Here is a 15,057-nt window from a genome sequence, read left to right on the forward strand (position 1 = left end):
ATGGCGCAAAGTAAAGTACTGATCGTAGAAGATGATGAAGGCCTACGCGAAGCGTTAATTGACACCTTAGAATTGGCGGGTTATGAATGGATTGAGGCTGATAGCGCTGAAACGGCATTACTTATCCTAAAGAAAGAGCCCGTGGATATTGTTGTCTCTGATGTGCAGATGGCAGGCATGGGTGGATTAGCTTTATTGCGTAGCATTAAATTAAATTGGCCGAATTTGCCTGTTTTATTAATGACTGCTTATGCCAATATCGAAGATGCAGTTTCAGCAATGAAAGACGGTGCGATAGATTACATGGCAAAGCCATTTGCACCAGAAGTACTGCTTAATATGGTTAGTCGCTATGCGCCCGTTAAAAATGAACAAACAGGTAATGCGATTGTTGCTGATGAAAAGAGTCTGAAATTACTTAAATTAGCAGATAAAGTCGCTCGAACAGATGCGAACGTAATGGTGCTTGGGCCTAGTGGCTCAGGAAAAGAAGTCATGTCTCGCTATATTCACAATAATTCTCAGCGCAGTGAAGGTCCTTTTATTGCGATTAACTGCGCCGCAATTCCAGACAATATGTTGGAAGCAACCTTATTTGGTTATGAGAAAGGCGCCTTTACTGGTGCGGTTCAAGCGTGTCCAGGCAAGTTTGAGCAAGCCCAAGGCGGCACCATTTTATTGGATGAAATCAGTGAAATGGATCTTAACTTACAAGTTAAATTACTTCGAGTTCTTCAAGAAAGAGAAGTAGAACGTTTAGGTGGCCGTAAGAGCATTAAGTTAGATGTTCGTATTTTGGCAACCAGTAACCGAGATCTTAAGAAATACGTAGAAGAAGGGCATTTTCGCGAAGATCTATATTACCGTTTAAATGTATTCCCAATAGCATGGCCACCGTTAAAAGAGCGTAAAGGGGACATTATTCCTCTTGCTCAACATTTGGTTGAGCGTCATTGCCAAAAACAAGGATTACCAGTGCCGACGTTAACCTCTCAAGCTATTGCTAAATTAGAGGTGTATTCTTGGCCTGGCAATGTGCGTGAATTGGATAACGTGGTTCAACGTGCGCTTATTTTGGCTGAAGAAAATCATATTACGGCGGATGACATATTACTTGAAGGGGTTGATTGGTCTGATGCAAGAAGCTTACAGCAAATAGTGAGCAGTGAAGCGCCAACAATTAAACCGGAACAACAGGTATCGTCAATAAGTGAAGCGTCAAATGATCCAACTGGCAGCGTCAATGTGGAGTCTTCGAGTTCCTCTACCGGACTCGGTGGTGAATTACGCGAGCAAGAATACATTATTATTCTAGAGACAATAAAAGCGTGTGATGGAAAACGTAAAGATGTAGCTGAGAAATTAGGAATTAGCCCTAGAACACTCAGATATAAGCTTGCAAAGATGCGTGATGCTGGAATCGATATCTCAAGCTAAAACAATGCGTTGCACTTGTTTGTGTTTTGGTATGTAAATTGCTTTATATACTTCGGGTCGTAACATTAAGTCAATTAATTGACTGGGTCGGAGAATAGAAATGAAGATTGGTGGTTTACAGGACGAAATGCAAGCAATGATGCTTGATGCGTCAAATACAACGCGTCCAGCAACAGGTAAAGAAGTCGGTGCGGACTTCAGTGCAATGTTTGCAAAAGCAGTAAATAACGTAAATGGATTACAACAAGCATCAAGTGATTTAGCGGTGCGCTTTGATCGAGGTGATGAAGGGGTTTCATTATCAGATGTCATGATCGCACGTAATAAATCAAGTGTTGCATTTGATGCCACAATTCAAGTGCGAAATAAGCTAGTTGATGCTTATAAAACACTCATGAATATGCCTGTATAGTTTCTAGGAAATAAAGCGTGTCAGAAGAAAATAAAAAAACAGACTTAGCCATGTCTGGTGGTATGTCATCAGGAAGTGCTACGGCACTAGAGAGCTCAATTGATGTTCAAAATCCTGATATAGACGAGCAAAGTTCTTCAAAATTAGATTCAGCACTTGGAAATCTTGATTTATTACGCCAAGTAATATTGGTGCTCTCTGTTTCTATTTGTGTTGCGTTAATAGTGATGCTTTTCTTTTGGGTACAAGAACCTGAAATGCGACCGCTTGGTATGTATGAAACGGATGAATTAATTCAAGTTCTTGACCATCTTGATGCGCAAAAATCAGAATACAAATTGGATGGTAATACCATCTTAGTTCCAGCCTCTTCATTTAGTAAATTAAAATTAGATCTGTCTCGTGCCGGTTTAAATAAATCCGTCGGTGAAGGCGATGATATTTTATTACAGGACATGGGTTTTGGTGTTTCACAGCGTTTAGAGCAAGAGCGCCTAAAGTTGAGTCGTGAACGTCAATTAGCCAGTACGTTTGAGCAAATGCGTCCAATTCGTAAAGCTCAAGTGCTGTTAGCGATGCCAAAACAAAGTGTATTTGTTCGTCATAACCAAGAAGCATCAGCAACGGTATTCTTGACTATGCGTATGGGCGCTAGTTTACGACAAGAAGAAGTGGATTCAATCGTTGATATGGTTTCGAGTGCCGTTCCTGGAATGAAACCAACCCGTATAACGGTGACCGATCAGCATGGACGTTTATTAAGTTCAGGCTCTCAAGATCCAATGGCAATGGCTCACCGAAAAGAGCAAGAATTAGAACGTAAACAAGAGCAAACACTACGAGATAAAATTGATGCAATTTTAATCCCTGTATTGGGGTTAGGTAACTATACCGCTCAAGTTGATGTATCAATGGACTTCAGTGCTATTGAACAAACTCGTAAGCAGTTTGATCCACAGACACCTTCAACTCGAAGTGAATACACATTAGAAGATTATAATAATGGTAATGTTATTGCTGGGGTTCCAGGGGCGTTAAGTAATCAGCCTCCTGTTGATTCTGCAATCCCTCAAGACATTGCGGAGTTAAAAGACGGCTCAGTATTAGGTCAAGGTTCTGTACACAAAGAAGCAACACGAAATTTTGAATTAGATACCACGATCAGTCATGAGCGTAAGCAAAGTGGCACAGTCGCTCGTCAAACGGTTTCAGTTGCAATTAAAGAGCGTCAAAGCATTAATCCTGACACTGGTGAAGTAACCTATACGCCAATAGCCGCTGAACAGCTTGAAAAAATCCGCCAAATCATCATTGGCAGTGTTGGTTTAAATGAACAGCGTGGTGATTTATTAAATGTATTAAGCGTTAAATTTGCTATCGAAGAACAGCCTATCGCTATTGATGTGCCAATTTGGGAAAATCCAAACTTTAACGATTGGATTAAATGGTTAGCTGGAGCATTAGTCATTATTGCTGTACTTCTCATTCTTGTACGTCCGGCAATGAATAAACTGCTGTTCCCTGAACAAGCTGCAAATGATAACGCCTCTAACGGTGAGGGGAATTCTGATGGAGACATGGGCTTAATTGGCAGTGATTTGGATAGTGATGGCTTTGAATTCGGTTCAGGTATCGACCTTCCAAATTTACATAAAGATGAAGACTTATTGAAAGCGGTTCGTGCTCTTGTAGCAAATGAACCAGAACTTGCGGCACAGGTCGTTAAAAACTGGGTATCTGAAAATGGCTAATGAGATTGTAGAAGCAGGAAAACAAGAGGAAGACAACCAAGAGTTTGATCTTTCTTCATTATCGGGCTCAGAGCGTGCAGCGATTTTATTACTTAGTTTAAGTGAAAATGACGCAGCAAGCATTATTCGCCATTTAGAACCAAAACAAGTTCAGAAAGTAGGTGCAGCAATGGCGACTGTGTCTGACTTAAATCAGACTAAAGTGTCCGCGATTCATCGTGCTTTCTTAGAAGATATTCAGAAATACACCACGATAGGCATGGGCAGCGAAGACTTTATGCGTAATGCATTAGTCGCCGCGCTTGGTGAAGATAAAGCAAATAATCTCGTTGACCAGATTTTATTGGGCAGTGGGTCGAAAGGTTTGGATTCGTTAAAATGGATGGATCCTCGTCAAGTGGCAAGCATCATTATGAATGAGCATCCACAGATCCAAACTATCGTATTGTCTTACCTAGACCCAGATCAATCGGCCGAGATTTTATCTCAGTTCCCTGAACGTGTGCGTCTTGATCTAATGATGCGAATTGCTCATCTTGAAGAAGTTCAACCATCCGCTCTGGCTGAATTGAACGAAATCATGGAGAAACAGTTTGCTGGTCAATCTGGTGCTCAAGCAGCCAAAATTGGTGGCCTAAAAGCGGCAGCAGAGATAATGAACTACCTAGACAACAGTATTGAAGGCATGTTGATGGATCAAATTCGTGACCAAGACGAAGAGACCGCAACACAAATTCAAGATCTTATGTTCGTGTTTGAAAATCTTATTGATGTACAAGATACCGGCATTCAAATGCTATTGCGTGATGTGCCACAAGAAGTTCTACAAAAAGCGCTTAAAGGTGCAGATGATGCGCTTAAAGAGAAAATGTTTAAGTGTATGTCAAAACGTGCAGCTGAACTTATGCGTGATGATCTTGAAGCGATGGGACCAGTACGAGTTGCAGATGTTGAAGCCGCTCAGAAAGAAATTCTGGCAGTGGCGCGTAGAATGGCTGATTCAGGCGATCTTATGCTTACTGGCGGTGCAGACGAGTTCGTATAATATGCTTTTAAGGCGTTAAGTTATCATTGAGCGGCTATTTCTTTGTATTATTGAAATGGCCGTTATGCTTTTTATCTTCTTCTTTTCTACAGGTTTTCATCATGAGTATCAGTACAAAACGTGGCTTTATTCGTCTTACCGATGAGAGTGAACTACAAAAAACCAATATTTGGGAATCGCCTGATTACTCTGATCCGAATCAACCGGCTCGTGAAACTGCCTTAAATTACGATCCTGGCTGGACGCCATCATTACCTAAAGAAGATGAACCAGAAGAATTTATTCTTACTGATGAAATTATTGAGCAGATCAAACAAGGCGCTTATAACGAAGGATTGTTAGAAGGCCAAGAATTCGGCTATAAAGAAGGCTTAGAAAAAGGCCAAGCAGAAGGTTTTGACGCTGGCAAGCCAGAGGGGTATCAAGTCGGTTACGACGAAGGTATCGCTGCAGGACAAGCTGAAATTCAAGAAAAAATTAAGCAATTAATTGAAATGGCAGATAAATTTTCTGCACCCTTAGCGTTAATTAATTCTCAAGTAGAAAAGCAATTGATAGATATGGTTCTCGCTCTGACAAAAGAAGTCATTCATGTTGAGGTAAAAACCAATCCTCAAGTACTTCTTGATACGGTTCGTGAGGCAGTAGAAACGTTGCCAGTGACAGAACGAGAGATCACAATTTCACTTAATCCAGAAGATCTGCAACGTGTTATTGATGCCTATGGCGAAGAGACATTAGCTCAAAAACAATGGACTCTTATGTCAGAACCTTCAATGAATGTAGGGGATATCAATATCCAAGCCTCTGATTCTAAAGTCAGCTACTTATTGGAAGAACGAATTAAAAGTGTGTTAGCTAAATTCTGTGGAGTTAACCGTCACCATGGGGATCAGTAATGTTGCCATTATCTGAACGCCTTTCCCAATATAAAACAACAGGGCTAACCACTCGCGCGATTGCGTCAGGTAAATTAGTACGTGTTGTTGGTTTAACGTTAGAAGCCACGGGTTGTCGTGCGCCTATTGGTAGTTCTTGTTTGGTTGAAACCATTAACGGTGAAATTGAAGCTGAAGTGGTGGGTTTTTCTGGTGAAAACCTATTTTTAATGCCTAACGAACAGGTTTCTGGTGTGCTTCCAGGGGCTAAAGTGACGCCTATCGTCGGTGGCAGCGGTATTCCCGTTGGTATGGAGTTATTAGGTAGAGTCGTTGATGGGGTGGGAAATCCGATTGATGGGCTGGGCGAGATATATATCGAACAAACCGCGTCTTTTACTTCAGAACCAATCAATCCATTATCACGAAAGCCAATTACAGAACCTCTTGATGTTGGTTTAAAAGCAATTAATGGGCTACTTACCGTGGGCAAAGGGCAACGTTTGGGGTTATTTGCAGGTTCTGGTGTGGGTAAATCGGTCACACTTGGCATGATGACTCGTGGTACCACAGCACAAGTGGTTGTCGTGGGTTTGATTGGTGAGCGTGGACGAGAAGTAAAAGAATTTATCGAAGAAATTTTAGGGCCAGAAGGACGAAAACGTTCTGTTGTGGTTGCTGCTCCTGCCGATTCATCGGCATTAATGCGATTAAAAGGCTGTCAAACAGCGCTGACTATCGCAGAGTATTTCCGTGACCAAGGGTTAGATGTCCTGCTTTTAATGGATTCTTTAACTCGTTTTGCGCAAGCTCAGCGTGAAATAGCCCTGTCTGTTGGTGAACCTCCCGCAACGAAAGGTTATCCGCCATCAGTCTTTGCTAAGCTTCCAGCATTGGTAGAGCGAGCAGGTAACGGCAATGATGACCAAGGTTCGATTACGGCATTCTTTACCGTGTTAACTGAAGGTGATGATTTACAAGATCCTATCGCAGATGCATCACGAGCGATTCTTGACGGACATATCGTACTTTCACGTGAAATGGCGGATGCAGGGCATTACCCAGCGATTGATGTTGAGAAATCGGTTAGCCGTGTTATGCCACAGATTACTGACGAAGAGCATATGCTCATGTCGAAAGCGGTGAGACAAGTACTGTCTATCTGTCGTAAAAATCAAGATTTGGTTTCGATTGGTGCGTATAAACCAGGAACGAACCCCGCGATAGATCAAGCGTTTACGCTTAAACCAAGATTAGACGAATATTTGCAGCAGCGCATGAAAGAAACGGTTCCTTTCGATATGTGTAAAAACATGCTGAAAATGTTGTTAAGTGGCTAGCGGCTATTTTACTCCCTTTACGGTAATCCCCTTTGATGACTATTAGGAAATTGCATGAGCAGCGCCTTTGATTTTTTACTAGAACAAGCTCAAGAGAGAGAGAACCAATCGGTACTGGCGTTAAATAAAGCCAAAGCTGAATTGGACAATTTTTATGAGCAAGTAAAACAAATTGAAAAATATCGTTTGGATTACTGTAATCAACTGCTAGAACGTGGTCAAAAAGGCTTAACTGCAAGTCAATATAGCCACTTGAATAAATTTCTCGTTCAGTTAGATGAAACGCTAACAAAACAAAAAAGCGCGGAATCTCACTTCACTTCCCAAGTGGATAATTGTCAAACCTATTGGCAAGAAACACGAAAACAGCGTCGTTCTTATGAGTGGATGATTGATAAGAAGAAAACGGAACGTCAAAAGGTTCTCGATAAACAAGAGCAAAATATGATGGATGAGTTTTCAACGTTACAATTTTCTCGACGAACTCAACGCGAATAGTCTTTGTGCTTCTCTTTTCTTTATTAAAAAGTGGCTTAATATTTGCTTTAAAATATCAAATATTGAGCCTCTAACGCTCTTGTCAAAAAATTTACACTCAATGTAGAGAATATACTATGAGCAGTCATGATTTATCATTAAACAGTATCAATAAAAATGTGCCTATAAAGCCTGATACAAAAACGGCTGCCGTAGAAAAACAGGATTCAGAAGGCTTTGTAGAAGAGCTAAAAGAGTTGATGGGGTTCAGCGAAAAAGAAGACGTCAAAAAAGCAGCGGTCGAAGATAAATCGACAGCGGATGACGTCGGTCAGTCAGAGAAAAAAGAAAAAGCCGACGAACTAGAAAAAAAAGAAGACAGCATAGAAGAAAAAGTGGGTGAAGGCTCTGAGCTATTGTCTCGCCTTGAACAAGCGAATGGCACACTTGTAGATAGAAAAAAAAACCTTGATAAAACCGCTGAGTCGAGTGAAAAAGGCCTAAATAGCAGTAAAGCAGTCGGTGATGAGTCTGGCCCAATTCAAGACATTCAATGGGGAAAACAAGCTAAAGCTGCTAATGGCGAAACTCAATCCAAAGGCGACGCTTCTGGCAACAAAGAATCGAATAAAGAGTTGTTAACGTCAACGGCTCTTATTGGCAAAGCGGAAGCGGAGTCAGGTAAATTAGCTGAAGCTAAAAAAGCGAAACTGGATATTTCAGCATTAGGCATGACAGATGTCGTTAATGGACAAGCAATCAATTTAACCGAATCAAAAACAACCGATTCTTTTGCCCAGCAACTAGCAACGGCATCAGGAACGACGGCAACACAACAGGCCACTTCAGCTCAAAAGTCGGATCCAGCGACAATGCCTTTAAATATTCGTCAAGAACAAGTGAGTGATGACGTTGCTGAGCGTATAAATATGATGATGGCAAAAAACTTAAAGCACGTTGATATTCGTTTAGACCCACCAGAAATGGGGCGTATGCATATTCGTTTGAATATGGGAACAGACAACGCGGGAGTTCAGTTTACCGTATCGAACCAGCAAGCTCGTGATGCGATTGAACAAAGTTTGCCTCGTTTACGTGAGATGTTTGCTCAGCAAGGTATTCAATTAGCGGATACATCCGTTCAGCAGCAAAGCTCTGGGGATTCATCACAATATGGGTATCAAAAAGAAGAGTCTTCACGCCAAGGTTCAGGGTTTGGAGAGTCCTCTACTGAAGAGCATGAAATTAATGTTCAAGTGTCAAAATCAAATGACGGCATTAGTTTTTACGCCTAATTTAGAATCATAATTAACGATTTACCTAAAAGGAAAAACAATGGCAGAACAAGGTGATTCATTAAACAATAAAAAGAAACTGACCATCATTATCGCATTGATTGTATTATTAGTTATTGGTGGTGCCGCGGCTTGGTTTTTCATGCTGAATGAACCAAAAGTGGAACCAACTGAGAAAGATATTGCTGCACTAGAAGCAAAAATGCCTGCGTTATATTTAAATCTCCCTCAGCCATTTATTTTTAATGTGACCGGTGATAAGCGTGATCGCCTCGTTCAATTAAAAGTACAAGTTGTCATGCGTGGTACAGATAATGAAACCACTGCAATTCAACATACACCTTTAATTGAAAGTGTCTTATTGTCGACTTTTGCAGCGGCTTCTGTTGAACAATTAAGAGAACCTCGTGGTCGTATTGATCTTCGAGAGCAGGCAACACGCGATATTCAAGATGCCTTTACCAAAATTACAGCTAAGCCTGTAATTGAAAAAGTATTATTTACTGACTTTGTAATGCAATAGGTTCAATGTGACAGATCTCTTATCCCAAGATGAAATTGATGCTCTACTCCATGGTGTAGATGATGTAGAAGACGATCTACCAGGTGCAGATGAAAACGTAGGTTCTACCAAGAGCTTTGACTTTTCATCACAAGATCGAATTGTTCGTGGTCGTATGCCTACGCTCGAATTGATTAATGAGCGTTTTGCTCGTCATATGCGTATTAGCTTATTTAATATGTTAAGAAAGACGGCAGAAGTATCGATTAATGGTGTATCAATGGTGAAATTTGGTGAATACCAAAACACACTTTATGTACCAACTAGCTTGAACATGGTGCGTTTCCGTCCATTAAAAGGAACGGCACTTGTTACAATGGAAGCCCGTTTAGTTTTCATCTTGGTGGAAAACTTCTTTGGCGGCGATGGTCGATTCCACGCCAAAATTGAAGGTCGTGAATTTACACCAACAGAGCGACGTATTATTCAATTATTACTGAAAGTGGTTTTTGAAGATTATAAAGAAGCTTGGTCTCCTGTCATGGGGGTGGAGTTTGAATATTTAGATTCAGAAGTTAATCCAACGATGGCGAACATTGTGAGTCCAACAGAAGTGATCGTCGTTAGTTCATTCCATATTGAAGTGGATGGCGGCGGTGGTGATTTCCACGTGGTATTCCCTTATTCAATGGTTGAGCCTATCCGAGAATTGCTTGATGCTGGTGTTCAAAGTGACAAGATGGATACCGATGTTCGTTGGAGTAAAGCGCTTCGTGATGAAATCATGGATGTGCCAGTAGAAATGAAAGTTAATTTATTAGAAAGCCAAATTTCATTACGTGATCTAATGGATTTACAGGTAGGCGATATTATTCCCGTTGAAATGCCAGAAGCGGCGACCGTCTTTATAGAAGAATTACCAACTTATCGCGGTAAGGTTGGAAAATCTAACGATAAATTAGCAGTGCAAATCACTGAGAAAATTAAACGACCTGATATGGTAAAAACGGATTTAGCCTTTTTAGGCAAAGACGTATTGTTTGATTTAGATGATGAATAAGTATAAATAAGGTAATTGAACATGAATTCAAATGAGCAACAAATGGCTGACGAATGGGCAGCGGCATTAAGCGAAAGTTCGGAAGCGGTTACTGCGCCTTTAGATGATTTAGAAGAAAGATCACCGGCATTTAATGAAGATGAACGCCGTAAACTTGATACGATTTTAGATATTCCAGTCACTATTTCTATGGAAGTAGGGCGCTCGCAGATCAGTATTCGTAATTTATTGCAACTTAACCAAGGCTCAGTGGTTGAGCTTGACCGTATTGCGGGTGAATCATTAGATGTCATGGTTAACGGTACGCTTATTGCTCACGGTGAAGTTGTTGTCGTGAATGATAAATTTGGTATTCGTCTAACTGATGTAATTAGCCAAACAGAACGTATCAAAAAGCTACGTTAATTTAGCTACTTAGCTAAGTCACTGAACGAAAAGGGAAGGTATATGAAACAGCTATGGTTATTGGCCCTCGTGCCCTTTCCTTTGTTCGCTGCAAGCACCAACAATGTTGATTTAGCAGCAACATTGGGTTCACTTATTTTTGTCATAGCGCTCATCTTATTTTTTGCATGGTTGCTAAAACGGATGAGGGTCCCAGGTGTGGTGGGGGGAGCAGGCAGTTCAATGAGTATTGTAAAGCAGCTTCCTGTTGGTACTAAAGAGCGTATTGCTGTTGTCCAAGTCGGAGAAGAGCAATTTCTGATCGGAATTACCTCTCAAAATATCAATATGCTGAGTAAGCTTGAAACCCCGTTAGAAATAACAGAAAAAAAGCTAACACCATTTTCAACCCAACTAAGCCAACTGATGAAAAAAGATGCTAAAAACTAATTTAATTGCCGCCACTTTGGCGGTTTTTTCACTCTTCTTTATGACATCCTCTGCATGGGCAATTGATGATTTAGCAAGCGCGATCCCTGCCACGGCTGCTAGCGGTGAAAATATGACCTTAACGGCGATGGAAAAAGATTCTGGTGCCGCGAAAACCATCGCACACGGTAGTAGTTCTGGTGGTGGTATTCCAGCTTTTACCATGACAACTAATGCGAATGGTGGTGAAGATTATTCGGTTAATCTTCAGATTTTAGGGTTAATGACGATGCTAGGATTTTTGCCTGCCATGGTTATTTTAATGACCTCATTTACTCGTATTGTTGTGGTTATGTCGATTCTTAGGCAAGCCATGGGTTTACAGCAAACACCATCGAATCAAGTTATTATTGGCATCGCAATGTTTTTGACTTTTTTCATCATGGCACCGGTGTTTGATAAAATAAATAACACCGCTATTCAGCCTTATATCAATGAAGAAATTAATGCGCGAGAAGCGTTTGATGTCGCTCAAGTGCCTATGAAAGAATTCATGTTAGCGCAGACTCGAGTTAAAGATTTAGAAACGTTTGTGAATATGTCGGGTGTCGATGTCGACACTCCTGAAAACGTTCCTATTACGGTTATTATTCCTGCCTTTATCACTTCTGAATTAAAAACGGCATTCCAAATTGGTTTTATGCTTTTCTTACCGTTCTTAATTATCGATTTAGTGGTGGCCTCCGTCTTGATGGCGATGGGTATGATGATGCTTTCGCCTATGATCGTATCGTTACCGTTTAAATTAATGTTATTTGTACTGGTTGATGGTTGGAATTTAATTCTTTCAACTCTCGCCGGTAGCTTTATGACTTAAGGAGCAAGCATGACCCCTGAAATGGCGATTGAGCTATTCCGCGGTGCACTGTACATGGTGCTTATCATGGTGTGTGCCATTATTATTCCAAGTTTATTAATCGGCTTAGTTGTCGCTGTTTTTCAGGCTGCAACCTCTATTAACGAACAAACCTTAAGTTTTTTACCGCGTTTAATCGTAACGTTATTAGCATTGATGTTGTTCGGGCATTGGATGACGAGAATGCTAATGGAGTATTTTTACGAATTGATCGCGCGAATGCCTACGATATTGTATTGATGGTTTTATTTTAGTAAGCATAAGCTGATGTTATGGAATACCCAACTCAACTAGTTTTAGATTTTATAGCGACCTATTTTTGGCCCTATACTCGCATTTCAGCCATGTTAATGGTGATGTCTGTATTTGGGGCTCGTTTTGTGTCGCCAAAAATTCGACTTTATTTAGGGTTGAGTATCACCTTTGCTGCAATGCCAGCTATTCCCGCGATGCCATCTGACATTCAACTGGTCTCTTTTCAAGGCTTTATGATTACGGCAGAGCAACTCATTATTGGTATTGCCATGGGGATGGTGACCGTCTTTGTTACCCAGACATTTGTATTGCTTGGGCAAATTTTAGGTATGCAATCAAGTTTAGGCTTTGCCTCAATGGTTGATCCTGCAAATGGTCAGAATACCCCTTTGCTTGGCCAATTGTTTATGTTCTTGTCTATCTTGTTCTTTTTGGGAACAGATGGTCATTTAGAAATGATCAATTTTGTAGTGATGAGTTTCACTACATTACCCGTCGGAATTGGAAAATTAACCAGCGTTGATTATCAATCCCTTGCAGGTTGGCTTGGCATAATGATGAAAGCCGGCTTAAGTATGTCTCTCTCTGGGATCATTGCTTTATTAACGGTTAACTTATCATTTGGTGTAATGACTCGTGCAGCACCTCAGTTAAATATTTTCTCTTTGGGCTTTGCATTTGCACTACTGGTCGGATTATTGCTGACGTCTTATATCATTCTTGGTTTGTTTACCCATTACGACTTACATTGGGGTCGTGCAGAAGCCCAAATTTGTAGCTTGATAAGATTGGATTGCTAATGATTGAATTAAAAGTAGTGGAGGTCAGTCATGGCAGAAAGTGACGGTCAAGAACGCACCGAAGACGCCACGTCCAAACGCTTGCAACAAGCCAAAGATAAAGGGCAGGTTGCAAGGTCAAAAGAATTAGCGTCAGTATCGGTACTCGTCTGTGGTTCAGTGGCGTTAATGTGGTTTGGTGAAGATGTTGCCAAAGCCCTTTTCTCCATCATGGAACGTTTATTCTCCCTTTCTCGAGAAGAGATTTTTGACACCAATAAATTACTAGAAATTGTTGGCGGCGCATTAGGTGCATTAGTCTTTCCTGTATTATTGATACTGGTTACCTTGTTTGTTGCGGCATTAATTGGGGCTGCAGGTCTTGGTGGGATCAGTTTTTCAGCAGAAGCGGCGATGCCAAAACCATCGAAAATGAACCCAATGTCAGGCATTAAACGTATGTTTGGTATGCAAAGTTGGGTTGAGCTTTTAAAGTCGATCTTAAAAGTGTCACTTGTAGGAGGAACCGCCTTTCATTTGATCAATAAAAGTAAGGCCGATTTATTTCAACTGAGTTTAGATACTTATCCATCCAATATTTTCCATTCTCTTGATATTCTGTTGAATTTTATTCTATTAATAAGTTGTACTTTATTGATTGTGGTTGCGATTGATATACCTTTTCAAATTTGGCAACACGCGAATCAATTGAAAATGACAAAACAAGAAATTAAAGATGAATACAAAGAGACAGAAGGTAAGCCTGAGGTAAAAGGCCGTATTCGTATGTTGCAACGAGAAATGACACAGCGACGAATGATGGCAGATGTTCCCTCGGCGGATGTTATTGTTACCAACCCCGAACATTATTCAGTCGCTTTACGTTATGATCAAAGTAAAGACTCAGCACCAATTGTGGTGGCTAAAGGGGTTGATCATATTGCAATGAAGATCAGAGAAATTGCTCGTGAACATAATATTGATATATTGCCAGCACCACCGCTTGCTCGAGCGTTATACCACTCAACAGAAGTAGAACAACAAATCCCTGATGGGTTATTTGCGGCTGTTGCTCAGATCCTAGCATACATATTTCAGATGAAGCAGTATAAGAAAAAAGGTGGGACGAAACCTGAGCTTGATGAAGATACGTTAACCATTCCAGATGAGTTAAAGAAGTAGGAATAATGTAGTTATGCTATTTCTTTATAAATGCCAACTTTTTAGCATGCACTGGTGATGAATAGTCTGTAAGTCAGATGTATTTATACTTTCTGAATTAAACATAACCCCTAATTTAGAGTGCTTTTCTTTAGCATCAATATTTTTGATTTCGCCAGTAACCGTAATAGGAGCGGTCGTTTCTAGTTCTATCGAGACATTGACTTTCTGATTGATAAGATTGTCTGGATTCAACTTGGCTGGAAGTGAAATAGCACACCCCCCAACAGAAAAGTCAGTCATTAAGCCTGTAATGTTATGGCTTCCAACGGTTAAATTGCATGAAAACTTAGTTTCAAGGCGTTGATGAGTACGGATCTGTCTCATTGATATGCTGTTGGGTGCATGAAGGCAAATCATCTCCATTGGACGATAAATAACAGAGTGAACCTGTGTCCTAAATGCGATGACATCGCGATGCGTCGTATTGGTAATTGATCGAAAGGTAACTTCAGCGCCTTCTAGATAGATCTTATTAAACTCTAAAGGGGGTGACATAGGATATTCAATAAAGACGTATTGACCCTTTTTAAAGCCAATCAGAGTTGAACTTGCTTGGGCTGATTGACCATTAGGGCAAGTGATTTCGATAATGACTCTAGCACCAATATCCATTTTATTAAGTACGTTTTGATCAGTACTAAGTGATACGTCATTCATGTGGCTACCAAGTAAAAAACAAGCTTCTAATTATACAAATAACGATGTTATTTTCAATCTAGATTGTTATTTTCATTTGAAAATTAAGTGGTTAGCTCAAAAAGTTTACTTGTTGTTATCTCTGTCAGAAAAGTGGAAGATAAAGCCAAAAAAGTGACATTAATCTGGCTCGAAATTTGCTTTATTAGAAAGGTAATCATGTTATCAGTTATTTAT

17 protein-coding genes are annotated in these 15,057 nt (G+C 40.4%); 16 read left to right on the forward strand and 1 reads right to left on the reverse strand.

Annotated elements, in window-relative coordinates; genetic code table 11:
* The 16 genes from A6E06_RS17665 (at position 1) to flhB (ending at position 14,142) form a co-directional block, all read left to right on the forward strand.
* On the forward strand, positions 1–1,437 hold the full coding sequence (locus A6E06_RS17665) for a sigma-54 dependent transcriptional regulator (RefSeq protein WP_065593809.1): 1,437 nt from the start codon (positions 1–3) through the stop codon (positions 1,435–1,437).
* 100 nt (positions 1,438–1,537) lie between these two features.
* Positions 1,538–1,849 (forward strand): flagellar hook-basal body complex protein FliE, encoded by a 312-nt coding sequence (fliE, locus tag A6E06_RS17670; protein WP_065593808.1) that lies wholly within the window; start codon positions 1,538–1,540, stop codon positions 1,847–1,849.
* Between the two features lie 17 nt (positions 1,850–1,866).
* The gene (fliF, locus tag A6E06_RS17675; RefSeq protein WP_065593807.1) at positions 1,867–3,600 is read left to right on the forward strand and encodes a flagellar basal-body MS-ring/collar protein FliF; all 1,734 of its coding nucleotides are present in this window, start codon (positions 1,867–1,869) and stop codon (positions 3,598–3,600) included.
* Entirely contained in the window at positions 3,593–4,645 is a 1,053-nt protein-coding gene (gene fliG / locus A6E06_RS17680; protein ID WP_065593806.1) for a flagellar motor switch protein FliG, read from the forward strand. Before fliF ends, fliG begins: the two co-directional genes overlap by 8 nt.
* 101 nt (positions 4,646–4,746) lie before the next feature.
* Positions 4,747–5,544 carry a flagellar assembly protein FliH gene (gene fliH, locus A6E06_RS17685; RefSeq protein WP_065593805.1) on the forward strand — a complete coding sequence of 266 codons (798 nt, stop codon included), beginning with the start codon at positions 4,747–4,749 and terminating at the stop codon, positions 5,542–5,544.
* Positions 5,544–6,863 (forward strand): flagellar protein export ATPase FliI, encoded by a 1,320-nt coding sequence (gene fliI / locus A6E06_RS17690; RefSeq protein ID WP_065593804.1) that lies wholly within the window; start codon positions 5,544–5,546, stop codon positions 6,861–6,863. The genes fliH and fliI overlap by 1 nt, the downstream gene beginning before the upstream one ends.
* Positions 6,864–6,917: 54 nt before the next feature.
* Positions 6,918–7,361, forward strand: coding sequence for a flagellar export protein FliJ (fliJ, locus tag A6E06_RS17695; RefSeq protein WP_065593803.1), 444 nt, complete (start codon positions 6,918–6,920; stop codon positions 7,359–7,361).
* 116 nt (positions 7,362–7,477) lie between these two features.
* Positions 7,478–8,635: a flagellar hook-length control protein FliK gene (locus A6E06_RS17700; protein WP_065593802.1), complete on the forward strand. Its 1,158-nt coding sequence runs from the start codon at positions 7,478–7,480 to the stop codon at positions 8,633–8,635.
* A gap of 40 nt (positions 8,636–8,675) precedes the next feature.
* Positions 8,676–9,158: a flagellar basal body-associated protein FliL gene (fliL, locus tag A6E06_RS17705; protein WP_065593801.1), complete on the forward strand. Its 483-nt coding sequence runs from the start codon at positions 8,676–8,678 to the stop codon at positions 9,156–9,158.
* Between the two features lie 7 nt (positions 9,159–9,165).
* Entirely contained in the window at positions 9,166–10,197 is a 1,032-nt protein-coding gene (fliM, locus tag A6E06_RS17710) for a flagellar motor switch protein FliM (protein ID WP_065593800.1), read from the forward strand.
* A gap of 21 nt (positions 10,198–10,218) precedes the next feature.
* Complete coding sequence (gene fliN / locus A6E06_RS17715) at positions 10,219–10,602, forward strand: flagellar motor switch protein FliN (protein WP_065593799.1); 384 nt, start codon at positions 10,219–10,221, stop codon at positions 10,600–10,602.
* Between the two features lie 42 nt (positions 10,603–10,644).
* On the forward strand, positions 10,645–11,031 hold the full coding sequence (gene fliO, locus A6E06_RS17720) for a flagellar biosynthetic protein FliO (RefSeq protein WP_065593798.1): 387 nt from the start codon (positions 10,645–10,647) through the stop codon (positions 11,029–11,031).
* Complete coding sequence (gene fliP / locus A6E06_RS17725) at positions 11,018–11,887, forward strand: flagellar type III secretion system pore protein FliP (RefSeq protein ID WP_065593797.1); 870 nt, start codon at positions 11,018–11,020, stop codon at positions 11,885–11,887. The genes fliO and fliP overlap by 14 nt, the downstream gene beginning before the upstream one ends.
* Before the next feature lie 9 nt (positions 11,888–11,896).
* Complete coding sequence (fliQ, locus tag A6E06_RS17730; protein WP_065593796.1) at positions 11,897–12,166, forward strand: flagellar biosynthesis protein FliQ; 270 nt, start codon at positions 11,897–11,899, stop codon at positions 12,164–12,166.
* Between the two features lie 32 nt (positions 12,167–12,198).
* Positions 12,199–12,981 (forward strand): flagellar biosynthetic protein FliR, encoded by a 783-nt coding sequence (gene fliR, locus A6E06_RS17735; RefSeq protein ID WP_065593795.1) that lies wholly within the window; start codon positions 12,199–12,201, stop codon positions 12,979–12,981.
* A 30-nt stretch (positions 12,982–13,011) separates the two neighbouring features.
* On the forward strand, positions 13,012–14,142 hold the full coding sequence (flhB, locus tag A6E06_RS17740) for a flagellar biosynthesis protein FlhB (RefSeq protein WP_065593794.1): 1,131 nt from the start codon (positions 13,012–13,014) through the stop codon (positions 14,140–14,142).
* A gap of 24 nt (positions 14,143–14,166) precedes the next feature.
* On the opposite strand, the gene A6E06_RS17745 is transcribed toward flhB, so the two are convergent.
* Positions 14,167–14,841 (reverse strand): flagellar brake protein, encoded by a 675-nt coding sequence (locus tag A6E06_RS17745; RefSeq protein ID WP_065593793.1) that lies wholly within the window; start codon positions 14,839–14,841, stop codon positions 14,167–14,169.
* Positions 14,842–15,057 lie beyond the last annotated feature (216 nt).

Source organism: Aliivibrio sp. 1S175, assembly GCF_001690985.1.
Lineage (GTDB): Bacteria > Pseudomonadota > Gammaproteobacteria > Enterobacterales > Vibrionaceae > Aliivibrio.